Source organism: Candidatus Thiodictyon syntrophicum (assembly GCF_002813775.1).
Classification (GTDB): domain Bacteria; phylum Pseudomonadota; class Gammaproteobacteria; order Chromatiales; family Chromatiaceae; genus Thiodictyon; species Thiodictyon syntrophicum.
Genome location: NZ_CP020370.1, coordinates 4,791,038 through 4,813,410, shown reverse-complemented (window position 1 = coordinate 4,813,410; position 22,373 = coordinate 4,791,038). Strand labels below are relative to the sequence as shown.

Below are 22,373 nucleotides of genomic sequence, written 5' to 3'. Positions count from 1 at the left end.
CCAGCCCCGTAACTTTTATGGGCTTCCTCGCTTAACGCCCCCGGCGGTTCATTTTTCGATTTTCCTGCTCCATCTTTACCGAGGCACGCCCATGACCCAAGGCATCTATCTGGACAACAACGCCACCACCATGGTCTCGCCGGAGGTGGTGGACGCCATGCTGCCCTATTTCACCGAGCAATTCGGCAATCCGTCGTCGCTGCACCAGTTCGGCAATCGGGTCGGGCTGGCCATCAAGCAGGCCCGCCAACAGGTGCAGCAACTCCTGGGCGCCGAGCATGACTCCGAAATCGTCTTCACCTCCTGCGGTACCGAGTCCGACTCCACCGCCATCCTCTCGGCGCTCAAGGCCCAGCCGGACCGCAAAGAGATTATTACTACAGTGGTCGAACACCCGGCCATTCTGGCGCTCTGCGATCAACTGGAGAAGGAGGGCTACAAGGTCCACCGCCTCAAGGTGAACGGCAAGGGACGGCTCGACATCCGCGAATACATGGACCTGCTGTCCGAGCGGGTGGCCATCGTCTCCATCATGTGGGCCAACAATGAATCGGGCACCCTGTTCCCCGTGGAAGAGATGGCCGAACTGGCGCGCTCCGCCGGGGTCATGTTCCATACCGACGCGGTCCAGGCGGTCGGCAAGATCCCCATCGATCTGAAGGAGACCTGCATCGACATGCTGTCGCTCTCCGGCCACAAGCTCCACGCCCCCAAGGGGGTCGGGGTCCTCTATCTGCGCCGCAACACCCGCTTTCGCCCGCTGCTGCGCGGCGGACACCAGGAGCGCGGCCGGCGCGCCGGCACCGAGAACACCGCCTCCATCATCGCCCTGGGCAAGGCCTGTGACATGGCCCTGGCGCACATCGACGACGAGAAGACCTCGGTGCGCCGGATGCGCGACCGGCTGGAGCAAGGCATTCTGGCCGCCGTCCCCCATTGTTTCGTCACCGGTGATCCGACCAACCGCCTGCCCAATACCTGCAACATCGCCTTCGAGTACATCGAGGGCGAGGCGATCCTCCTGCTCCTGAACAAGCAGGGCATCGCCGCCTCCTCCGGCTCCGCCTGCACCTCCGGATCGCTTGAACCATCCCACGTCATGCGTGCCATGGGCATCCCCTTCACCGCCGCCCACGGCACCGTGCGCTTCTCCTTCTCCCGCTACAACACCATGGCGGAGGTCGACACGGTCATCCGCGCCGTCCCGCCCATCGTCGCCCAGTTACGCAAGCTCTCGCCCTACTGGGGCGTCGATGGCCCGGTCGCCGACCCAGAGAAGGCCTTCGCACCCGCTTACGCCTGAGGCCAGTCCCCTGGAGTCTCAGGCTTCAGCCTGACCGTGAAAGTCGCGCAGCGAAGCTGCGGGAGCGGCTTCAGCCGCGACGGGCCGCGCGGGGAGCGCGGCATCGGCGGTCGCCGCAGCGCGGCCGCAGTCCGCTCCCACACCGGACTTACATGTTTCGGGGTGACGGACGAGCCTTCATGACCGTTGGCCGGATGGACAACGGCTGTCCCCAGCCGAGGCCCGAACCGACCGTGACAGGAGCTTGCGGACCCTGGTAGCCTGGCATACCGCCAATCGACGAACGAACCGGGCCCCTGATGGACGCGGTATTGGACTTGCCTCGCTGGCTCGAACAGATTGCAACGGCGCACAGGGACCTCCCGGATCTCCTTATCGCGGTGGGAGCCGTCGTCGGCTTTCTGCTCCTGGCGCTGAAGTGTCTCAAGGGCAAGCTGCGCTGTGGAAGCCAGACTGCCCGAGTCCAAGCTCAGTGTCCCGCCCGTCGCCGAACAGAGGCTTACCCGCTGCAGCACCCGCGCCGTGGAACGCCTGGTCCGGGGCAGGGCGATGATGCGGCGGCGAGCCTTTCTCGCCTGCGAGGGCGGTTTCGCCTGGATGCAGATCGCTGGCGTCGGCGGCCAGGGCAAGAGCCGACTCGGCTGCGAGTTGACTCTGCGGGCGCGGGGCCAGGGCTGGCCAGCGGGTTTCCTGGAAAGCGGCCAAGACCTCGCGGCCTGCGGCGACGCTTGGGCGCGCTGGCAGCCCAGACAGCCCCATCTGATCGTGCTCGACTACGTCATCGGCCGGGAGGCGCAGATCGCGCCAGTCATCCAGACCCTCGCCCCGTCCATCCAAGGCTGCTATTGGCTCGCCGCTTAGGCTAGATTGTCCCAATCACCCCGGACGAAAATACAGAGACCGCCATGCAAACCTTCAGCATCCGAGAACTCCGCGACCATACCGGTGACCTGGTACAGGCGGCCGAGTCCGGCAAGCTCTCGATCGTCACCAGACACGGCCAGCCGGTGTTCGTGGCGGTGCCCTTCGAGGAGGAACTCCTGCGGGGCGGTGTGGCGCTCGCCCTGGCGACCAAATTGTTCGATGAAGAGGCGATCTCCGTGGGCAAGGCGGCCCGGTTGGCGGGGATGAGCCTGCCCGATTTCATTGATCATCTGGGCCGGTTGCGCATCCCGGTCGCGCGGCCGCGATCCGGAGAGTTGGAGCAGGAGCTGCAAGCCTTTGGCTACCTTGGAAGCCGAGTGGTCGAGGACGCGCTACGGCTAGCTGGAGAGGCATCGAAATGAGGTGTGCACCCCATCACCCAAGACCTTGGCCCCATTACTATCCGTAAGCGCCCGTATTCCCCGCGCCCGCGGGAGTGAGCCGACCGTTCAGATGTCCGGGGAGCAAAAGGCCAGGCTGGATTGGGACAGAGGGCTCTACGGAAAGGCAACTTCCTGAGAATCCTCTATGGCAAACTATAAACAATCGACAAAAATTCTCACGCCGATCTTATAAAAGTCTTCTTCCGAGAGGATTTCACGGATTTTGCCGCTTTCGAGTCTCACAAAAATAACATGCCTACTTTGATCGTCTGATTTAATATATTCTATTCCTTTCCAGCCTCTGGTAAATCTTGAGCATACATTGCAAATGAAATCCGTCCTTATCCAAGTATTATTGTATTCATCTTCGACTTCTTCAAGGATGTCTCCTACGTGATAAGAACTCGCCCCTCTGACTCTTGGATCTTGCCATTTTATCTGTATCTCCGTATCCATGCTCATTCTGCCCGTTTTTGGGCAATAGAGATCTGCAAATATAGAATTAAATAACCCCATTATCGCCCTCGCTTGGTGTGAAGGGCTATTCTTCTCGTCGGTGAGGACTTTCTGCTGCTCGGGCTTGGCCTCGAACAGGTCGGTAACGATGCAGGCGTCAAGGAAGATACGCGTCATGGTCAATCCCAACTCGCCCGCTCGGCCTCGACCAAGGCCGCGATCTCCTCGCGATCACGCCCTAGGGTATTGCGTGGGAGCGCCGCCAGGAAGTCATCGAGATTTCCATGCTGGCCTTCAGGGTCCGACCGCGACATGTCGTCACTCTCGTAAAGCACAATCACACGCGCCCGCGTGGCAGGTATCCCCTGGGGAAGCTGCACATGAATGGCGCGGTCGGGGGCAATTTCGGTGTCGATCTCAATCGCAAGCATGTGACTACTCCACGCATCGATAATGGTTTGAGCCCGTGTAAGGCGGAACCCGATAGCGGTTCCGCCATCCCGGTGCGCGGGCGATGGCGGATCGCCCGGCGGGCATCCGCCCTACGGTCCTGCTCGAGAGAGGAAACCGTGGTCTGTAGCCTATTGCCCCCTATTGTCCCTTAATTAAAGTATTCTGACCCCTTTACCTTTTTAATTAAAGTATTCTGACCCCTTTACCTTTTCCCGCGGCTAGGACTTACGCATACTCGGCAACGCAAACGGGGCGTTCAACGGCCAAATTCTTCCTATGGAGCTTTATCCGCTCAATCTCGTGCATAGTGGCGGCCGTCAAATAGCTTTCGCCACAATGTGGACAGCTTACCATAGGGACATTTTCAATTACCAATAGCTGCTCTCCTTATGCGGTTGTTGCTCTTAAAGCCTAACTCGGTGCCATTCGGTACTGACCCCTTTTCCCGTGCTTGGAGTGGCGGAGTTTGCTTCTTGGATAGCCCCTGCGTGCCTCGCCGCGCCGGGCGCAGCGCCAGACCCGGCGGGGGCGGGCAGGGTGTCAACGTGTTTCTATATTGACAACACTTGCGGGTGTTTCTAAAATGACAACATGCCAGCCGTCGCCATCCATGACATCCGCCGTACCCTGAGCGCTGAGGCGTTCGTCGAACTGAAAGTATGGGAGGTCCCGGAACCGGTGCGGGGAAGCGATCATCAGTACAAATATCGACTGGTCTTGGTCGTGAATGATCGCTGCGTGCTGCGGCTACGACAACGAAACCGGCAAGGGCGACTACAAGCACGTCGGCGCGGACGAACTGGAAAAGCCGTACCACTTCGTCTCGCGACAGCAGTTGCTGGACGATTTCTTTGCCGATGTCGCCACATGGCTCGCGATGAGGACCGAACGATGAGAACCCTGATGATCGATGTTTGCGATCTTGAGACCACCAAGGCGCGCATGTTGGACGCGCTGCAAGACCGTGGATCTGACGCTGTGCTGTCCTTCCCATCTGAGGAGTTGCTGTTCACGGTGCTGACTGCCCGCCGCTGGCCGCTGCTGCGCGCGTTGACCGGCGCCGGGCCGGTGGGGGTGCGCGAGTTGGCGCGGCGACTCGGGCGCGATGTGAAGGGCACGCACACAGACACACAGGCGCTGGCCAAGGCAGGCGTGATCGAGAAGACCGCCGACGGAAAGTTGCACTTTCCCTACGAGGCGGTACGCATCGAGCTTGGTTGGCGTGTGGCGGCCTAGCCACCCGAGAAATGTTCGAGATTATGCATGTCACATCTAAATCCGGCCGCGTCTTTCTCTTGAACGGCGAGGAGGAAGAGGCGCGCATCCTCGCGGCCTTGATCGTCGTTCCGGCCGCAGGGGACAGGAGGTCGAGGCTTTAAGCCGGTCGACGGCGCGTCAGCGCGCCCCGGGTCCGGCTAAAGCCTCGACCTCCGGTGTGAGACCTCGGGGCCGCGGCCGAAACGATGATCAAGGCCCGCGCGGGGATCGCCGCCGATCCCGACACCTACGAATTAACCGACGAAGAACTGGCCGAACTGCGCCCGCTCGTGCGGCCCGGTCGCCCCAAAGCCGAATTCCCCAAGGTCCCGATCACCATCCGGCTCTCCCCTGAGGTGCTGGACTTCTTCAAGACCGACGGCCCCGGCTGGCAGACGCGCATCGATGCGGCCTTGCGCGACTGGATCAAGACTCACGCTATCGAGCACGGCCAGCACGCCAACTGACCGCCCGTTGATGGGGGACATTCGTGGGAATATCGCAATCTGTGTGCTGGAAAAATCGGCAGATCGCCGAGGCGAATTATAAATAATCGACAAAAGTTTTCACTCCGATTTTATAGAAGTCCTCTTCCGAGAGGATTTCACAGATTTTACCGCTTTCGAGTCTCACAAAAATAACATGCCTACTTTGATCATCTGTATAGAATTAAATAATCCCATTATCGCCCTCGCTTGGTGTGAATGGCTATTCTTCTCGTCGGTGAGGACTTTCTACTGCTCGGGCTTGGCCTCGAACCGGTCGATAACGATGCAGGCGTCGAGGAAGATACGCGTCATGGTCAATCCCAACTTGCCCGCTCGGCCTCGACCAAGGCCGCGATCTCCTCGCGATCACGCCCTAGGGTATTGCGTGGGAGCGCCGCCAGGAAGTCATCGAGATTTCCATGCTGGCCTTCAGGGTCCAACCGCGACATGTCGTCACTCTCGTAAAGCACAATCACACGCGCCCGCGTGGCAGGTATCCCCTGGGGAAGCTGCACATGAATGGCGCGGTCGGGGGCAATTTCGGTGTCGATCTCAATCGCAAGCATGTGACTAAGCCACGCATCGATAATGGTTTGAGCCCGTATAAGGCGGAACCCGATAGCGGTTCCGCCATCCCGGTGCGCGGGCGATGGCGGATCGCCCGGCAGGGATCCGCCCTACGGTCCTGCTCGAGAAAGGAAACCGTGGTATTGTCCCGCAGAGATCCGGACGTGTCTTTCTCCGTGTCTCTGTGTCTCCGTGAGAGAAATTCCTGGACCAGGGGTGAGCGGCGCTGGCCGGAACGATGATCAAGGCCCACGCTCACTGTTGAGCCCGCTTGTTCGGTTCTTCATTCCCGGGGCAAAAGGCAAGACCTGACCCCACCCACCCGCTAGACCTGACCCCACCCACCCGAAATCACTGCCGCGTCTCGGGGTCAGACGGTTCCGGCTGGTCGGCGAGCAAGCGCTTCAGCCGCTCGATCTCGGCCAAGGCTTCGTCCTTGGCGGCCCGCTCCTGCTCCGCGTCGGCACGCGCCTGCTCCTTGGCCGCCCGCTCCTGCTCCGCGTCCGCCCGCGCCTGGTCCTTCGCCGCCCGCTCTTGATCCACGTCCGCCCGCGCCTGTTCGACCTCCGCGCGCAGGTCGTCGAATTCGAGCTGGATGCTCTGCTGTTCGCGCAGATAGTCCTGCCGCGCCTGGTAGGCGTGGTAGGCGTGCTCTTGCTCGGAAAATGCCTTCAGTGTGTTCATCGCTCGCCTCATCTCTTGGGTCTGCATCCAGGCCGGTAGGGCGTCCTCGTCCAGGCGCTCCGCCTCGTTGAAGAACTTCAGCCAGCGCTGCTGCTCGGTTTCGACCGCGTCGGCGGCGAATTTGCTCAGTTCCAGCAGCCAGATGCCGCCGTGGTCCAGAAAGACGCGACCGTGCCGGTCGCGCAACCGGAACTCGTGGGCGTACGCCGGGACCTCCGGCAGCAGGGTTTGACCCAGCAGCCAGATGGCGTAGGTGGGGCGTAGCTTGCGGTAGCTCTCGCCCTCCTTGATCTGGCCGCGATAGAGGGCGGCCCAGCCGTAGAGGATGCGCGCCGGCAGGTCGCGGTGATTGAGCAATTGGATCTCGACCTGGAACAGTTGCCCCGTCGCGTCGCGGGCCTTGATGTCGACGACGGTGAGCTTGTCATCGAGGAATTCCTTTTCATTATAGGGGTTCAGGATCTCCACCGCGACGATCGGACGGGACAGCTCGGCACCCAGGACGGCGTTGAGGAAATGGATCAGCAGGTCACGATTGGACTCGGCCCCCAGCAGGGCCTTGAAGACGCAGTCAACCTTGGGATCGATGGGATGGCGCATGTTGGCAGTGTAGGCAGGCGTAGTCGGCGCGACAAGGGGCGTGGTCCTGGGGAACCGTGCCCGGCGCCACGGACAGGGTCACGCCACGGATGGGGTCACGCCTTGACTTATTCCTCGCCGCTACGCCGAGGTACACCGCAGACGATCTTGCTGATCCGCGACTGATGCAGCGCGAAGTAGTCGCCAATTTCCTGCATTGTATACCCGCCGCTGGCGTAGGCGGCCTTGATCGCTTGATCCCGATCCGCATGCGTCTGGTCGTATTCCGCCAACGATCGCGGGACCGGCCGACGTTTGGCTTGGGGCACTTCGCGCAGGTCGCGGTCGTGCGGGACCTTGCGTTGCATGGCCTCCACGAAGGCGTCCGAGCCCAGATAGACCTGCTGCTTGAGGTGCTCCCAGGGCGAAGGTTGTCCCTTGCCCGCGGCGATGAAGGACTGGTAACCCTCCACGGCTTGCGCTTCGGTCTGGCCGAACGCCGCCAGGATCGCGCGCGTTTCCAGCCACTCGGGGGCCGGGTCCTCGCCGGTCATGGCCCGATAACTGCTCCAAGGGTAATCGCTCGCCGCTCGAACCATGCGCGCGCGGACCGGGTTGAGGACCAAGTACCGCGCGACTTCGAGAAGGTAGGCTTCCTTCTGCACCAGAATCGCCTTATACCGCCCCTGGAAGACGTGCCCACCCTTTGGCAGACCCGATTGGACCGTTGCGTGTAAACTCCGTTGAGTTCCCGCATGCCTTTGCCGAGATTCCCGTCCGGCGTCTCCACGAGGAGATGGTAATGGTTGGTCATCAGGCAGTAGGCGTGGATGATCCAATTAAACCGTCCCCACACGCCCGCGAGCACGTCGACAAACACCCGCCGGTCCCCGACGGCCCGAAAAATGTCCTCCCGTCCGTCACCGCGTGAGGTGACATGGTACAGCGCACCGGCAAACTCAAGTCATAACGGCCTAGCCATGAGCGTAAAGAGAGTTCAGGAAAGGCATAAGTCAAGACCTGACCCCATCCCCCGCCGTGCAACTGTGGACCCTGTGGCAACCGTACCGCGACGCCCTCGCCACGGCGTCCGATCTGATGGCCTTGCTGGTCATGATGGCTGAGCAGCGGGTCGGTCTGCGTCCCGGCCGCATCGAGCCACGGGCACTGAAACGACGACCGCGCAACTTCCCGCTGCTTATGGAGCCCCGGGCACTGGCCCGGCAGGACGTTCGACTCCACGGGCACCCCAAGAAAGCGAAGTGAAAGGGCACAGAACTGCATCGGGTCGTCAGGCATAACAGTAAGATTTAAATGGAGAATTAGCTTAAGTCAGTGCTATTCGGTACTGACCCCTTTTCTTTATCCCCTTATCCCCCTTGTTCGGGTCGCGGAATATTTCATGCTGCCTTCTAGTTTTCAATAGCGTTGGCATACCGGTAAAGTGTCCTAGGTTCTACATCTACACTGCCATTTAAGAATTCTAAGCATCCCCACTCAGGATCTATACGTGCAGTATGCAAGAGATCCTCAGCGACATGCTGACCGACCAAATTCAGAAGATCAACGTCTCTTATTTCCCCGTTCTCGAATGTTAGCAAGAACCGATACGCATCTTGATGCTCGAAATGCTTTAGCTTCATACGTTACTCCAGAGGTTGAATGGAGTGGAAATCTTGCGTCTCCCACATTTCTATCAGCTCTTTCTGGTGAATCTCTGCCCATTCCCGAACTAGCTGGCGACACTTTTTCGGAAGGTCGCCCTCAATGACGTTAAGATTCACCAGTTCCATGGCGGCTTCATGTTCGCCATACTTGATATGAATGTGTTTCGGCGGATGCTCCCGGTCGATCAAATACATTCTGATAACTATTCCATAAAATCGGGATATCTCAGGCATCGGTCATATCTTCCTACAAAGCGTTATCGAGAGTGAGTGTAGCAGACGTTATCACCGGGGATTGCTGGCCTTCCGCATACCATACATTTTCGGAACGATGAATTAGTCTGGGATGTCCAGCCACCGATCCCTTGCTGAGACCTTTTCTTCGGTGTACGAAGAACATGAACCCGCTGGATATGACTGACCAAGCGATCCTCTTGAACAAAAGCATTACACTGAGGGCACTTTGCGAGGGAGAAAAATAAGAAAAATAAGGGGTCAGGTCTTGCAATCCAGCATCGGCTACAAGACGGCGGAATGCATGATTGCACGACCTGACCCTGGAGCCTTGACCCTGGAGCCTCGTGTAAACTCCGTTGAGTTCCCGCATGCCTTTGCCGAGATTCCCGTCCGGCGTCTCCACGAGGGGATGGTAATGGTTGGTCATCAGGCAGTAGGCGTGGATGATCCAATTAAACCGTCCCCACACGCCCGCGAGCACGTCGACAAACACCCGCCGGTCCCCGACGGCCCGAAAAATGTCCTCCCGTCCGTCACCGCGTGAGGTGACATGGTACAGCGCGCCGGCAAACTCAAGTCGTAACGGCCTAGCCATGAGCGTAAAGATAGTTCAGGAAAGGCATAAGTCAAGACCTGACCCCATCCCCGTGACCCAATCCCCGACCCCATCCCCTCGCGCGGGGGCAAGGGCCTCTTCGACTTTTCGCTCATGGCAGATACGGGATCAGGCCAAGCCGAAAGGCTTCCTCTTGTACCTCACGAGGCGCTTGTCGAGCGTCCATGAGAAAGCCATTTACCCGGATAAACCAAGCCATTGGGTTATTTGCGAGCTGGCTCGGAAGAGTCCACTCGGGATCGGCCTGTCCCGAGTTTAATATCTTCATGATCGCCGTGGATTTCGCCGATCCTGTGCTCGCGCTGAGGCCGAAGTGTGAGCATAAGTCATCCGCCCGCATGTACGGTTTCTGACTTTTGTCGAACAGGAAGTTGACTCGACCCATCGCGTAGACGATCCCACAGGCCCACGTCTGGGGTTTGCCGGTGACTAACGGTGATGGACGCTTGCGGCACAACTTAGCCGTGAGGAGCCGGCAGAGATCCCGATACTCCTTGTTCAAATGTTGCTTGCAGAATTCATCGGTGAGCGTGATGATCTCGTCATAGTGACCCTGGAGTGCCGCCGGCACCTGTGTCGATTTACTTGTCTCGCCTTTTGCCATATCTTCTTCTTCCGATGTGCCCGCCTTTGGCGTCTTTATGCGGATGGGGTCATGCGGATGCATGCGGATGGGGTCAGGTCTTGACTCATGGGCGCGGATGGGGTCAGGTCTTGACTTATTCCTCGCCGCTACGCCGAGGTAGACCGCAGACGATCTTGCTGATACGCGACTGATGCAGCGCGAAGTAGTCGCCAATTTCCTGCATGGTATACCCGCCGCTGGCGTAGGCGGCCTTGATCGCCTGATCTCGATCCGCATGCGTCTGGTCGTATTCCGCCAACGATCGCGGGACGGGCCGACGTTTGGCTTGGGGCACTTCGCGCAGGTCGCGGTCGTGCGGGACCTTGCGTTGCATGGCCTCCACGAAGGCGTCTGAGCCCAGATAGACCTGCTGCTTGAGGTGCTCCCAGGGCGAAGGTTGTCCCTTGCCCGAGGAGATGGTAATGGTTGGTCATCAGGCAGTAGGCGTGGATGATCCAATTAAACCGTCCCCACACGCCCGGGCACTGGTTCAGTTTAATTCCTGTTTACAAGACATTGAAATATATGTAATATATCTAGTTCGGCGCGGGTTTCCGTCACTTTTTGAATAAGTGAGAACTTCTTGAACGGACAATGGACATGCCCTCATTGCAATTCACAGAATTGTCGGCATCACAAGACGTATCAAACCGGTCATAACGGTACGCGTTTGCTGTGGCGATGTCAAAGTTGCAATAGGCTCTTTTCCGAGACCAAAGCCACCCTTATCGAGGGGCTCAGGAAACCGACCAGCTTCATCATTCAAGTGCTCAAAACGCGCACTGAGGGGATCGGCTTGAACGCCGCCTGCCGGGCCTTCGCGATTGCGAAGAATACGTTGCTCCTATGGGAGCGTCGCCTGGCCGATTGCAAGGATGTGCTGGTCATATATGCCCTGACGCACACCTTTATTGAGCAACTGATCGAAGGTGATGAGCTTTATACGAAAGTGAATAGGAATGTCCCCCCGGAGGATTGTGAAGGCTGGACGATCGTACTGATGGAAAGGGCAAGTCGATTTATCTGGGCGCTTCAGTGCGGGAAAAAGGATCGCAGCCTATTTTCATATGCCATACAAATACTTAGAGATGTCATCCTGCGTACTGGCGATGTCACTCTAGTCACCGACGGGGAACGTCGGTATGGCAATCTCCTGTTTGAAATTTGCCACGAAGTATTGCGAACCGGAAAACGCGGCCGCCCACCGAAAGTGCTTCGTCGCGGTGTGAAGGTGCGCCTTAAGAATAAAGGGAAAGGAACTGATAGAACGGGGCACTCGCGTCCCAAATACGAAACCCCTCATCCGGAGCATCCAGAAACCGATCAAGATGTGACGCCAGCCGATATTCATGCTAATCATTTGGAAGCATCGAACGCTTCATTTCGGCGAAAGAATTCTGCTTATCGCCGCCGAACGAATACGTACGCGAAGAGCATTTCTGGTTTGCAAAGAACATTGGATATGTTGTGGATTGTCCATAACTTTATTCGCAGCCACTTCACGACAAAACAGGTTCCTGCGGTGGCTCTGGGGATTCTCCAGCAGGGACTCTCGTGGGATGAGGTCCTTAGAGTTCGACAGCCCAGGTTATAAAAATACTACAAAAACATAAGGATAAGGAAGAACCAAACTGAACCAGTGCCCACGCCCGCGAGCACGTCGACAAACACCCGCCGGTCCCCGACGGCCCGAAAAATGTCCTCCCGTCCGTCACCGCGTGAGGTGACATGGTACAGCGCACCGGCAAACTCAAGCCGTAACGGCCTAGCCATGATCGTAAAGATAGTTCAGGAAAGGCATAAGTCAAGACCTGACCCCATCCCCCTTAATCTTTAGTCAAGTGTTCTGCGCCTCCTCTTTGATCGGATCGGGAAGCACCAGCATCTCCTGCTGTACGTTTGGAACGGAGGTAGCGGACGAGGGAATCCAAATCGTAGCCGTGCTCTTTGGCGATATCGTCCTTAATTTTCCAAAGCTCTCTTAGCGTCTGATCAGTCATCTTCGGTAACTCCCATAAGCTCAGTTGGAGTTGCAATTTCCGGGCACTGGAAGCCGTGCGTCAGGCATATACTTCTGATCTTCGGCCTTGTCTCAGCGTTGGCGATATGCCGACAGTTCCAGGTTAATAGATAGCCGACACCATGAACGGCAGCAATCGCTATGTGCAACGCGTCATCTATTGCTTTCTCGGGTAGGCCGCCTTCGCCGATCAGGGCTTTGGACAAAATAAGGACCTGTTCGTTCAGTGGCAAAACCTCTACGCCGGCCAGCTTGGCAAGACGCCTTCTCGCAGCCCCTTTGTCTCCCCGCCCTGCTTCCTCTATTACAAGGTCAGATACGCAAAGGGAAAACCTGTGTCGTTGAGATTCCCACCAATCAGTCGTCTCCTTTTGCCAAGCAGCGGCGATCAGGTTGCTGGATGGCCGGGCTGTAAGATAGGAATCGATCGAAGTTTCAATGTAGACCTTGGCCATCTTGATTCTCCGTTGTCCAAGGAGAGGTTTCTAGGGCAAGGGGTCCGGGGCAAGGCAGGGGCAAGGGGTCACAGGGGCAAGGGGTCAGGTCTTGACTTATGCCCTGAGGAATAAGTCAAGACCTGACCCCATCGGCACTGGTTCAGTTTAATTCCTGTTTACAAGACATTGAAATATATGTAATATATCTAGTTCGGCGCGGGTTTCCGTCACTTTTTGAATAAGTGAGAACTTCTTGAACGGACAATGGACATGCCCTCATTGCAATTCACAGAATTGTCGGCATCACAAGACGTATCAAACCGGTCATAACGGTACGCGTTTGCTGTGGCGATGTCAAAGTTGCAATAGGCTCTTTTCCGAGACCAAAGCCACCCTTATCGAGGGGCTCAGGAAACCGACCAGCTTCATCATTCAAGTGCTCAAAACGCGCACTGAGGGGATCGGCTTGAACGCCGCCTGCCGGGCCTTCGCGATTGCGAAGAATACGTTGCTCCTATGGGAGCGTCGCCTGGCCGATTGCAAGGATGTGCTGGTCATATATGCCCTGACGCACACCTTTATTGAGCAACTGATCGAAGGTGATGAGCTTTATACGAAAGTGAATAGGAATGTCCCCCCGGAGGATTGTGAAGGCTGGACGATCGTACTGATGGAAAGGGCAAGTCGATTTATCTGGGCGCTTCAGTGCGGGAAAAAGGATCGCAGCCTATTTTCATATGCCATACAAATACTTAGAGATGTCATCCTGCGTACTGGCGATGTCACTCTAGTCACCGACGGGGAACGTCGGTATGGCAATCTCCTGTTTGAAATTTGCCACGAAGTATTGCGAACCGGAAAACGCGGCCGCCCACCGAAAGTGCTTCGTCGCGGTGTGAAGGTGCGCCTTAAGAATAAAGGGAAAGGAACTGATAGAACGGGGCACTCGCGTCCCAAATACGAAACCCCTCATCCGGAGCATCCAGAAACCGATCAAGATGTGACGCCAGCCGATATTCATGCTAATCATTTGGAAGCATCGAACGCTTCATTTCGGCGAAAGAATTCTGCTTATCGCCGCCGAACGAATACGTACGCGAAGAGCATTTCTGGTTTGCAAAGAACATTGGATATGTTGTGGATTGTCCATAACTTTATTCGCAGCCACTTCACGACAAAACAGGTTCCTGCGGTGGCTCTGGGGATTCTCCAGCAGGGACTCTCGTGGGATGAGGTCCTTAGAGTTCGACAGCCCAGGTTATAAAAATACTACAAAAACATAAGGATAAGGAAGAACCAAACTGAACCAGTGCCACCCCATCCGTTTCCTATATTTTCCTGACCCCTTTTTATTTTCCACCGAAGGTTAGGCGCTTCGTGGGTTGCAAGGCACAAGTCAAGACCTGCCCCCATCCTTTGCCCCCGCAAATTCAGGCTCCTCTTTCACTCCCAATATCTCCTGCGCTCTCAGCGATAAAGTCGTGACCATCTGTATTGCCTTCTGTGCGATGGATTCGTCGAGGTCGGGTTTCTTGAAATACCTTAGACGCCAGTCGCCTGAACTCATCTTGGTAGCGGCGGGGAAGAACCTTTGCATCACAATGTAGTCGCGCATGGGCACGCCGAGCATTGCAATGATGTTCGATTCTCTTGACCTGCTCAGGTATTCCGATATGTAAGAAAAATACTGGAAACGTGGCATTCCCGGAATATCACGAAAAACACGATCGCCGTCAACAAGATTCCTGTCTACTGTTGGAAAGAACTCTTCAAGCCTTGAAAAGAGCATGGATCTTGCTATTGCACACTCCGCTAAAGTTCCAGAGTAATCACTCTCAGAGAGCATCTTTTCGGCATCTTTTAGCTTACCTCTGACGTTAGGAAAATTGACTAAATAAACCAAAGAAACAGATTCAAAATCAATTTCGTAAAATTTGAGAAAAGAAAGAACTAGAAATTCTTCGGAGTATGCTCTGAATTTTCTTGCTTGGGAGCAATCAGGCAAGTTCCCATAGTGTTTAAAGTTCACTCTCGCCGTATTCAACTCCATCATCTTAGCTTTTAGCGGAAGACCTTTGCCGTCCTTGTTGTTCGGGGCAGTTGCGACAAGATCAAAATAGGAAGTAAAGTTTGCCTTCTCCTTCGCTTGTGCGTCCAGGTTTTTCAGAAGCGGCCAAATAAATATTTCGACCGCATCTTGGAACAGCGAAATGGCTAAGCCAGCAGATACAGGGTCATCGCTATCAGCGTACCCGGCGCCGATAGTAAAAAGCCGTTTCGACAGAACCAGTTGTTCACGCATTTACCGCGATTCCCGTGCCTAAGGTTCAAGAATTAACGAAACTGTCCCCGGAGCTCCCGAAAAGGGTACTGACCCCTTTATCCGAAAAGGGTACTGACCCCTTTATCATGACTTATGCCCGGAGGAATAAGTCAAGACCTGACCCCATCCCCCGGTCGCGCGTGACGGCGACGGGCTCGGTTAGGGCCACGTCCTGGTAGCGCCCAACGTTGCGCTGAAACTCTGCTGCACTCACGGTAATCATTAACCTGGTACCTCGGAATCTGTATGTTACGAGTATCCTTAATGTCCGGTAAGAAGCGACGGTTTTCTATGGTGCTGGATGTTGTCAAGCATAGCGCGACGTTCCCGTGCACTATTTTCGGCTTGCTCTGCATTTCTGCGAGCAATTGCAGCTAATTCAGCATTTCCGCTTCGCGCCTCTTCTCTCCAGGACTTGGCTTCTTGAAGGAGCGCTTGTTGTTGTCCCTCCATCTGTTTGCTCGAGTCCCGCAACGCCGAGTCAATGTCCGCCAAGCGCAACTCCATACGGCTCCCCACGGATTGCAATTTAGATTCAATCCGGTCTCCTAAATAAGTTAAGTCGTCACCGAGTGATCTGAAACCTTCGATGAGAATTTCATTTGTCCTGCGTTGCTCATATATTGTCCTGCGTTGCTCATAAATTTGCGCGAAATGAGAATCTTTCTGGGCTTTGCGGTATAGCTCTTTCATTCGGCCACTCGTGGAGGAAGGACTCGGGAGAACCGTTATCCCCAATGAAAAGCTTACCGCATCAGGCCTCAATGGCGGCGCTTCGACCGCATAGCGCTGTTGTGCGGAGGTTATGGCTTCAAGCGTTTTATCGAATGAGTGCATAGACTGCGCGGCGCTCTCCATGGCCTCCCAGAACGGCGAATATAGCCCGTCTGAAAATTCTCTTTCTGCCAGATCAAGCGCTGACTCGGCTTCAGCCATTAGCAGAGATAATTTGGCTGCGGATAGCTGAGCGCCAGATACAAGTTGAGATATAGCCGCTAGTGCCTGTGCTCGCGCAATCGCATTCTGGACGCGCCGACGCTCATCTGCAATCGTATTCTGGATGCGTTGGCGCTCTTCCTCTTCGCGCTGGCGCTCTTCCCTTTGACGCATCCTGTTCGCCTCTTCGAGTCGAGCACGCTCCGCTTCTAATGTCTTATACACTATATAAATAACCGCCCAAACAACGCTCCAAAACATTAACCATTTGGATAGAGTGCTCCCCTCCGACCCGCCCTTGAAAAGCATGATTAGCGATATGATCCAGTTAAAGACTGGCACCAAGCAAACTATTAGCCTAGAATCAGCTGCGCCCGCGGCAATACCCATAGATAGCATCGCTAGCATAGGTAGGAAATAAGAAAAGAAGATAACAGAATAGCCGTATATCATTGCGCACTCGTATTGAAGAAAAACGCGGGCAAAGGGGAGTGGAAGAGGGAACGATGGACCTAAGTCGAATATCTCGCGCCTGTTTAGTCCTGGCCCGGTAGGACTCGCTGCTTCTATCCACCAACCGCAATGCTGACCGCATCGCTCCACTGCCCCAGTTGTTCATCATGGAGGCGATCGCTGGTCTTGTATCGCCAGGCCGTGCTTGTGGCGGGGGCGGTAGCGGGCTCAAGTCGGCGGTGTTCGGCTCGGTGTTGATGATCAGGAAATCGTCATCAGCGCTCCCCGGGGGGCGCTGGCCTGGAAATGGACTGCAAATTCCGGCGCTGAGGGAAAATACTGAGGGAAAATAGGGTCAGGTCTTGACTTATGCCCGGAGGAATAAGTCAAGACCTGACCCCATCCGTTTGCATCCGTTGCATCCGTTGCATCCGTTGGAATTTATCAACATTCATGGTATTTATCCTGTGGCCTAACGCTTGAATTAGGGAGCTGCCTGCGACGGGTTAGCGGCGCCTCCCCAGAGACGGAAGGCCGCCAGAAACCTCCACGCGGGGTTTCATCAAATCACGATCAGCAGACGGTACAGGGTACCTTGCTGTGCCGGAGGTTGCGATTTGATTTGCCTCACCAGGACTAATGACAAGAGCGTGTGCTTTACGCATATGCTCGCGTATTAGCCTTGGCACAAGATGTAGGCGCTCCCCGCAGTGAGGGCACTTGCAGCTTGCCTTGGGAGTGGCTTTCTGCTTAGCGAGCTTGGCAACTGTGGTGGGGCGTATGCATTTCCTTCGCTTGCGCTCCTTGCCAGTGAGTTCGCTAGCGTTTCTGGCTCTGTTTTGAGCGTTGCGAACGGTGGATTTGTACAAGCAGCCCCCTAACTAGATTTCGCCGGAAAACTACCCCATAAACCGTCTGACCTACCATAGTCCATCAAAAATCCCCGCCCCTGTCAATGACCTTAACGCGATGCCCCCCGCACCATCCGGCCGTTATCCGGCAACTTCGCCGCCTCGTCCCGGATTCGGCCACAACACTACCTCATAAACTGGAGACGGTGCGCGAATCGCGCCAGAAATGCACGATTTGTCAATGTCATGGGCGAGTCGTCGTGCTGGACCCTTAGCGCGTTACGCGGCGACGCTCCCGCCCACCGAGGATACCTACGTGGGCTGGATCAAGCGCTATATCTGGTTTCACAACAACCGGCAGCCCAAGGAGATGGGTGCGTCGGAGGTGGAGCCTTTTCTATCGAGCCTGGCGACCCAACACGGGGTCTCGGCTTCCACGCAGAACCAGGGCCTATGCGCTCTGGTGTTCCTCTGCAAGGCCGCGGTGGTCTGAGAGGCCCGTCGCGGCTGAAGCCGCTCCCACAGCGTCGCTGCGCGACTACTTGGGCAACTGCCTCGACGATCGCCGGGGGCATCCGGCCGACGAGCGGCGCCGCCGGACGACGATGTTGCGTAGTTCACCGGATGCGCCCGACCAGCCACGGATTGCGCTGGAAGCCGCGCACCCCACGTTAGGCTCACGGGTTATTTCATCCGCTGTCCAGATTCACGCCCACAGACTCGCTATGCTGCGCAAACTCCTACCTCTCGTGATCCTGGCCCTCGGGGTCGGCGGCTTCCTGGTCCTGAAGGCCACCCATCCGCGGCCGGCGCCGGCGGTGCCGCAGGAGCGCGTCTGGCGGATCGACACCATGACCGTGAGCCCGGGGCTGTACAGCCCGCAACTGCGCCTGTTCGGGCGCGTGGAGGCGCCGGATCGGATCCGGGCGGCGGCCCCGGTGGCGGGGCGGCTGCTGGAGGTCAAGGTGCGCGACGGTGAGCTGGCGGCGAAGGGTGCGCTGCTGGCGCGGCTGGACCCGGCCGACCTGGAGCCGCGGCTCGCCCAGGCGCGGGCCGAGTTGGAGCGCGAACGGCTGAAGCTCTCGCACGATACCCAGGCGATCGAGCAGGAACGCGCCCTGCTGGCGCTCGCGCGGGCGGCCCTGGGGCGGGCGGACAAGGTGCAGTCCCAGAAGCTGGGCACGGCCACCGAGGTCGATCAGGCGCGCGAGCAGGCCGCGCGGGCGCAACTGGCGGTCACCCTGCGCGAGCAGGCGCTCGCCGAGCACCCGGCGCGGCTGGCCGCGCTCGGGGCGAAGCTCCAGGAGGCAGAGCGCGACGCCGGCCGCGCCGAGATCCGCGCCCCCTTCGCGGCGCGCATCGGCCGGGTCGAGGCCGGCGCCGGCGATCAACTGCAGGCCAATCAGACGATCCTCACCCTGTTTCCGGTCGACGGGCTCTATCTGCGCGCCAAGGTCCCCGGCGACCGGGGCGAGGAACTGCGCGCGGCCCTGGCGGCCGGCCAACGCCTGAGCGCCCAGGTCAACCACGCGGGGCGGACCTTCACGGCGACCCTGGAGCGTCTGGCCGGCGAGGCCGACGCCCGCGGGGTGGACGCACTGCTCAAGGTGGATGGCGATGCCAATCTGCCGGTGGGGGCCTTCGTCGATCTGGTGCTCCAGCGCCCCGCCATGCCGGACACCATCGCCCTGCCGTTCGCCGCGCTGAACGGCGGCGACCGGGTCTTTGTGCTGAACGAGGGCCGGCTCAAGGGGATCGAGATCGAGCGGGTCGGCGAGCTGACGCAGGACGGGGTGAGCGAGGTCCTGGTGCGGGCCCCCGGGCTCACGGCCGGGTCCCGGGTGATGATCACCCACCTGCCGAATGCGGTGGACGGGCTCAAGGTGCAGGAGGTGCCGCAGCGCAAGACGGCCGCCGCCCAGGATTCCGCCGCCGGCACGGAGAAGGTCAGATGAAACGCGGCCTGATCACCGTCTTCGCCCGCCACAAACTGCTCGCCAACCTGTTGACGGTCATGGTGTTCGTCCTGGGTGCGGTGGCGCTCACGCGAATGAACATCCAGTTCTTCCCGAGCTTCGCCCTGGACTACATCGCGGTGCAGGTGGTGTGGAGCGGGGCCTCGGCGGAGGACGTGGAGAACGGTATTACCATTCCGTTCGAGGAGCGCCTGAAGACCGTCGATGGCCTCAAACGCATGACCTCGACCTCCACCCAGGGCATCGCCAGCCTGTCGCTGGAATTGCAGGAGGGCACCGATGCCCTGCTGGCCCTGGACCAGGTGCGCCAGCGGGTGGATGAATTCCGCAACCTGCCCAAGGACGCGGAGACGCCGCAGGTCAGCCGGATCTCACGCTATGAATCGGTGGCGCGGGTCCTGGTCTCGGGGCCGAGCCTGCAGGACGTGCGCCCCTGGGTGCGTCAGTTCGAGCGCGAACTCCTGGCGCGCGGCGTCGACCGGGTGGATATCGCCGGGCTGCCGCAGGAGCGCATCGCCATCGAGGTTCCGGGCCGGACCCTGGAGACCCTGGGGCTGTCGCTCGATGGGATCGGCCAGCAAGTGGGCCGGCTGGCGCAGGACCTGCCCTCCGGGGTCGCCGGCGAGGCCGACGGGGCGCGCGAGCTGCGCGGCCTGGAGCAGCGCCGCGACCCGGTCGCCTTCGAGAACCTGAGTATCGTCAGCGACGAGCGCGGCTTGGTGCGCCTGGGAGACGTGGCGGTCATCGTGCGCGAATCGCGCCCGGCGGCCTTGACCATGACCGAGGTGGAGACCGAGCTGGCCCGCTCCCATGGCGCGGTCACCGTCGAGATGTTGATCCAGCGGGCGGAGACCGGTCACTCGCTGCGCGCCGCGCGCGTCTTCGAGCAATGGCTCGCCGACACCCGCCCGACCCTGCCGCCGTCGATCCAACTGACGGTTTTCGACCAGGCCTGGCAACTCATCCGTGACCGCATCGATCTGCTGGTCAGCAACGGCCTGCAGGGCTTCGTCCTGGTGCTGATCCTGCTCTATATCTTCCTGCCGGGGCGGGTCGCCCTGTGGGTGGCGATGGGTATCCCGACCGCCTATCTGCTGGCCCTGGCGCTGTTGTGGGCCTTCGGCGGCACCATCAATATGATGAGCCTGTTCGCGTTGCTGCTCACGCTCGGGGTGATCGACGACGACGCCATCGTGATCGGCGAATACGCGGAGTCCCGTTTCCGCATGGGCATGCCGCCGTCGGAGGCGGCCATCGCGGGGGCCAAGCGGATGTTCTGGCCGGTGGTCGGTTCCGCCCTGACCACCATCGCCGCCTTCCTGCCGCTGATGCTGGTCGGGGGGATCATGGGCAACATCCTGCGGGACATCCCCTTCGTGGCGATCATGGTGCTGATGGCGTCGCTCATGGAGGTGTTCCTGATCATGCCGGCGCACCTGCGTTCGGCCTTCAGTCACCAGGTGCGGCAGGCCACGCCGCGCTGGCGCAAGCGGGTGGATGCCGGATTCGACCGCTTCCGTGATCACTGGTACCGGCCGGTGGTCGTGGCCACGCTGCGCTGGCGCGGGGTGACGGTGAGCGCGGTGGCGGTCATGATGATCCTGTCGGTGGGGCTGCTCGCGGGCGGGCGCATCGCCTTCGTCTTCTTCCCCACGCCGGAGGCGCAGATCGTCTTTGCCAATGCCACCTTCGTCGCCGGCACCCCGCGCGAACAGACGGCGGCCTTTCTGGAGGACCTGAAGGAGGCACTGCGCGCGGCCGAGCGGGAGTTGGGCGGCGGCCTGGTGGAGGAGGCGGTCGCGCGCCTGGGGGCAACGGTGGCGGTGGACGTGGGGGCCGGCGCCCGCGGGGACCAACTCGCCTCGGTCCTGGTCCAGCTCGTCCCGTCTGAAAACCGCAGCGTGCGCAACGAGGCGTTCCTGGCCAAGTGGCGGGAGCGGGTCCGGGTGTCGGCGGGCCTCGAGAGCCTGGTGATCTCCTCGCGCCGCTCCGGTCCGCCGGGGCGGGATCTCACGGTGCGGCTCACCGGTGACGACGCCCAGCGGCTGAAATCCGCGGCGCTGGACCTGGCCCAGGGGTTGGAGTCCGTCCGGGGGGTGTCCGATATGGTCGACGACATGCCCTTCGGGCGCGAGCAGTTGATCTACCGGGTCTCGCCCGCCGGGCAGGCCTTGGGCGTGACGACTGAACTGCTGGGCCGGCAATTGCGTGCCGCGTTCGACGGCTACCTCGCCCAACTGGTGCAGGTCGGTCAGGACGAACTGGAGGTGCGGGTGCTGCTGCCGCGCGCCGAGCGCACCCGCCTCGATGCACTGGAGCAGTTGAACATCCGGGTCCCGAGCGGGGAGTTCGTGCCGCTCGACACGGTGGCGGACTGGGAGAGCCGGCGCGGCTTCGAGGCGCTGCGCCACGCCGATGGGCGACTGGCGGTCGAGGTCTCGGCGGACATCAACCGGGCGCTCAACACCCCGGACAACGTGAATCGGGTCCTGCGCGAGGGCCTGCTGCCGGACCTGGTGGAGCGCTACGGGGTCAATTTCAGCTTCGAGGGCCGCGCCGCCGATCAGCGCGAGACCCTGGGCGACATGAAACTGGGCCTCTACATCGGACTGGGGCTGATCTATATCATCCTGGCCGCGGTCTTCTCCTCCTGGGGCTGGCCCTTGGTGGTCATGACCGCCATCCCGCTCGGGCTGATCGGGGCCATCTTCGGCCACTGGCTGCTCGGCATCGACCTGACGCTCCTGTCCATGTTCGGGCTCTTCGGGCTGTCCGGGATCGTGGTCAACAACGCCATCATCCTGGTCAGCATGTATCAGGAGTTGCGCATGACCGGGATGGCGGTCAACCCCGCCCTGGAGGAGGCCGCCTGTTCGCGCCTGCGCGCCATGCTGCTCACCTCCGCCACCACGGTGGTGGGCCTGGGTCCGCTCATCTTCGCCACCAGCCTCCAGGCGCAGTTCCTCATCCCCATGGCGGTGTCGCTGGCCTTCGGCATCACCTTCGCGACGGTGCTGGTACTGATCTTCACCCCGGCCCTGCTGTCGCTGCATGAGTCGGCCCATGAACGGATCAGCGGTTGGTTCGCGCCGGCCCCGCAGAGCGCGGAGACCTGATCGCGCCATTTTCGTTGTCGTT

25 protein-coding genes and 2 pseudogenes are annotated in these 22,373 nt (G+C 59.2%); 12 read left to right on the top strand and 15 right to left on the bottom strand.

All coding sequences use genetic code 11. The features are described 5' to 3' along the window. Positions 1-91: 91 nt before the first annotated feature. The 3 genes from nifS to THSYN_RS20280 all read left to right on the top strand — a co-directional run bounded on the left by nifS (position 92) and on the right by THSYN_RS20280 (position 2,589). Positions 92-1,303 carry a cysteine desulfurase NifS gene (gene nifS, locus THSYN_RS20290; RefSeq protein ID WP_100920724.1) on the top strand — a complete coding sequence of 404 codons (1,212 nt, stop codon included), beginning with the start codon at positions 92-94 and terminating at the stop codon, positions 1,301-1,303. A gap of 441 nt (positions 1,304-1,744) precedes the next feature. Continuing rightward, positions 1,745-2,164: a hypothetical protein gene (locus THSYN_RS20285; protein WP_100920723.1), complete on the top strand. Its 420-nt coding sequence runs from the start codon at positions 1,745-1,747 to the stop codon at positions 2,162-2,164. A 44-nt stretch (positions 2,165-2,208) separates the two neighbouring features. Continuing rightward, positions 2,209-2,589, top strand: coding sequence for a type II toxin-antitoxin system prevent-host-death family antitoxin (locus THSYN_RS20280; protein WP_100920722.1), 381 nt, complete (start codon positions 2,209-2,211; stop codon positions 2,587-2,589). Positions 2,590-2,763: 174 nt separating this feature from the next. Here the strand turns inward: THSYN_RS20280 and THSYN_RS34175 are convergent, their stop codons facing one another. The 3 genes from THSYN_RS34175 to THSYN_RS37400 form a co-directional block, all read right to left on the bottom strand. Next, positions 2,764-3,243, bottom strand: coding sequence for a hypothetical protein (locus THSYN_RS34175; RefSeq protein ID WP_157817812.1), 480 nt, complete (start codon positions 3,241-3,243; stop codon positions 2,764-2,766). Positions 3,244-3,245: 2 nt separating this feature from the next. Further along, positions 3,246-3,497 (bottom strand): hypothetical protein, encoded by a 252-nt coding sequence (locus THSYN_RS20275; RefSeq protein ID WP_100920721.1) that lies wholly within the window; start codon positions 3,495-3,497, stop codon positions 3,246-3,248. A gap of 247 nt (positions 3,498-3,744) precedes the next feature. Continuing rightward, on the bottom strand, positions 3,745-3,873 hold the full coding sequence (locus THSYN_RS37400) for a hypothetical protein (RefSeq protein ID WP_100920720.1): 129 nt from the start codon (positions 3,871-3,873) through the stop codon (positions 3,745-3,747). Between the two features lie 373 nt (positions 3,874-4,246). On the opposite strand from THSYN_RS37400, the gene THSYN_RS36055 reads away from it, so the two are divergent. The 3 genes from THSYN_RS36055 to THSYN_RS20255 all read left to right on the top strand — a co-directional run bounded on the left by THSYN_RS36055 (position 4,247) and on the right by THSYN_RS20255 (position 5,243). Beyond that, positions 4,247-4,414 (top strand): toxin-antitoxin system TumE family protein, encoded by a 168-nt coding sequence (locus tag THSYN_RS36055; protein WP_236848628.1) that lies wholly within the window; start codon positions 4,247-4,249, stop codon positions 4,412-4,414. Further along, positions 4,411-4,755 (top strand): HVO_A0114 family putative DNA-binding protein, encoded by a 345-nt coding sequence (locus THSYN_RS20260; protein ID WP_172965316.1) that lies wholly within the window; start codon positions 4,411-4,413, stop codon positions 4,753-4,755. Before THSYN_RS36055 ends, THSYN_RS20260 begins: the two co-directional genes overlap by 4 nt. Positions 4,756-4,982: 227 nt before the next feature. Further along, a complete protein-coding gene (locus THSYN_RS20255) occupies positions 4,983-5,243 on the top strand; it encodes a BrnA antitoxin family protein (protein WP_100920718.1) in 261 nt (86 codons plus the stop codon). 335 nt (positions 5,244-5,578) lie between these two features. Here the strand turns inward: THSYN_RS20255 and THSYN_RS20250 are convergent, their stop codons facing one another. The 3 genes and pseudogenes from THSYN_RS20250 to THSYN_RS20240 form a co-directional block, all read right to left on the bottom strand. Next, on the bottom strand, positions 5,579-5,830 hold the full coding sequence (locus THSYN_RS20250) for a hypothetical protein (protein ID WP_100920717.1): 252 nt from the start codon (positions 5,828-5,830) through the stop codon (positions 5,579-5,581). Between the two features lie 352 nt (positions 5,831-6,182). Then, positions 6,183-7,115, bottom strand: coding sequence for an Rpn family recombination-promoting nuclease/putative transposase (locus THSYN_RS20245; RefSeq protein ID WP_100920716.1), 933 nt, complete (start codon positions 7,113-7,115; stop codon positions 6,183-6,185). Positions 7,116-7,222: 107 nt separating this feature from the next. Further along, positions 7,223-8,040: pseudogene (locus tag THSYN_RS20240) on the bottom strand (transposase). Positions 8,041-8,132: 92 nt separating this feature from the next. Between THSYN_RS20240 and THSYN_RS20235 the strand changes: the two are divergent. Further along, a complete protein-coding gene (locus THSYN_RS20235) occupies positions 8,133-8,360 on the top strand; it encodes a hypothetical protein (RefSeq protein WP_216644593.1) in 228 nt (75 codons plus the stop codon). A gap of 146 nt (positions 8,361-8,506) precedes the next feature. Here the strand turns inward: THSYN_RS20235 and THSYN_RS37395 are convergent, their stop codons facing one another. From THSYN_RS37395 to THSYN_RS20210, 5 genes and pseudogenes are all read right to left on the bottom strand, one after another. Continuing rightward, positions 8,507-8,737 carry a DUF2442 domain-containing protein gene (locus THSYN_RS37395; protein ID WP_100920715.1) on the bottom strand — a complete coding sequence of 77 codons (231 nt, stop codon included), beginning with the start codon at positions 8,735-8,737 and terminating at the stop codon, positions 8,507-8,509. A gap of 3 nt (positions 8,738-8,740) precedes the next feature. Continuing rightward, positions 8,741-8,956, bottom strand: a complete 216-nt coding sequence (locus THSYN_RS20225; protein ID WP_236848627.1) for a DUF4160 domain-containing protein — start codon at positions 8,954-8,956, stop codon at positions 8,741-8,743. Positions 8,957-9,338: 382 nt separating this feature from the next. Next, positions 9,339-9,593: pseudogene (locus THSYN_RS35435) on the bottom strand (transposase); the annotation flags it as partial. Positions 9,594-9,705: 112 nt separating this feature from the next. After that, the gene (locus THSYN_RS20215; RefSeq protein ID WP_216644592.1) at positions 9,706-10,281 is read right to left on the bottom strand and encodes a DUF6398 domain-containing protein; all 576 of its coding nucleotides are present in this window, start codon (positions 10,279-10,281) and stop codon (positions 9,706-9,708) included. 52 nt (positions 10,282-10,333) lie between these two features. Then, entirely contained in the window at positions 10,334-10,573 is a 240-nt protein-coding gene (locus THSYN_RS20210) for a hypothetical protein (RefSeq protein WP_216644591.1), read from the bottom strand. Between the two features lie 249 nt (positions 10,574-10,822). Between THSYN_RS20210 and THSYN_RS20205 the strand changes: the two genes are divergently transcribed. Beyond that, on the top strand, positions 10,823-11,833 hold the full coding sequence (locus THSYN_RS20205; protein ID WP_100917404.1) for an IS1 family transposase: 1,011 nt from the start codon (positions 10,823-10,825) through the stop codon (positions 11,831-11,833). 232 nt (positions 11,834-12,065) lie between these two features. On the opposite strand, the gene THSYN_RS34170 is transcribed toward THSYN_RS20205, so the two are convergent. Beyond that, entirely contained in the window at positions 12,066-12,239 is a 174-nt protein-coding gene (locus tag THSYN_RS34170) for a hypothetical protein (RefSeq protein ID WP_157817811.1), read from the bottom strand. Further along, positions 12,232-12,714 (bottom strand): type II toxin-antitoxin system VapC family toxin, encoded by a 483-nt coding sequence (locus THSYN_RS20200; protein WP_100920711.1) that lies wholly within the window; start codon positions 12,712-12,714, stop codon positions 12,232-12,234. Before THSYN_RS20200 ends, THSYN_RS34170 begins: the two co-directional genes overlap by 8 nt. Positions 12,715-12,949: 235 nt before the next feature. Between THSYN_RS20200 and THSYN_RS20195 the strand changes: the two genes are divergently transcribed. After that, positions 12,950-13,960, top strand: coding sequence for an IS1 family transposase (locus THSYN_RS20195; protein ID WP_100917404.1), 1,011 nt, complete (start codon positions 12,950-12,952; stop codon positions 13,958-13,960). 132 nt (positions 13,961-14,092) lie between these two features. Here THSYN_RS20195 and THSYN_RS34165 read toward each other — a convergent pair whose 3' ends face one another. Then, positions 14,093-14,998 (bottom strand): hypothetical protein, encoded by a 906-nt coding sequence (locus tag THSYN_RS34165; protein ID WP_157817810.1) that lies wholly within the window; start codon positions 14,996-14,998, stop codon positions 14,093-14,095. 282 nt (positions 14,999-15,280) lie between these two features. Further along, entirely contained in the window at positions 15,281-16,408 is a 1,128-nt protein-coding gene (locus THSYN_RS34160; RefSeq protein WP_157817809.1) for a hypothetical protein, read from the bottom strand. A 1,167-nt stretch (positions 16,409-17,575) separates the two neighbouring features. Between THSYN_RS34160 and THSYN_RS20180 the strand changes: the two genes are divergently transcribed. From THSYN_RS20180 to THSYN_RS20170, 3 genes are all read left to right on the top strand, one after another. Then, positions 17,576-17,752, top strand: coding sequence for a site-specific integrase (locus THSYN_RS20180; protein ID WP_236848626.1), 177 nt, complete (start codon positions 17,576-17,578; stop codon positions 17,750-17,752). A gap of 232 nt (positions 17,753-17,984) precedes the next feature. Further along, the gene (locus tag THSYN_RS20175; RefSeq protein WP_172965315.1) at positions 17,985-19,214 is read left to right on the top strand and encodes an efflux RND transporter periplasmic adaptor subunit; all 1,230 of its coding nucleotides are present in this window, start codon (positions 17,985-17,987) and stop codon (positions 19,212-19,214) included. Beyond that, complete coding sequence (locus THSYN_RS20170; RefSeq protein ID WP_100920708.1) at positions 19,211-22,351, top strand: efflux RND transporter permease subunit; 3,141 nt, start codon at positions 19,211-19,213, stop codon at positions 22,349-22,351. Before THSYN_RS20175 ends, THSYN_RS20170 begins: the two co-directional genes overlap by 4 nt. Positions 22,352-22,373: the final 22 nt, after the last annotated feature.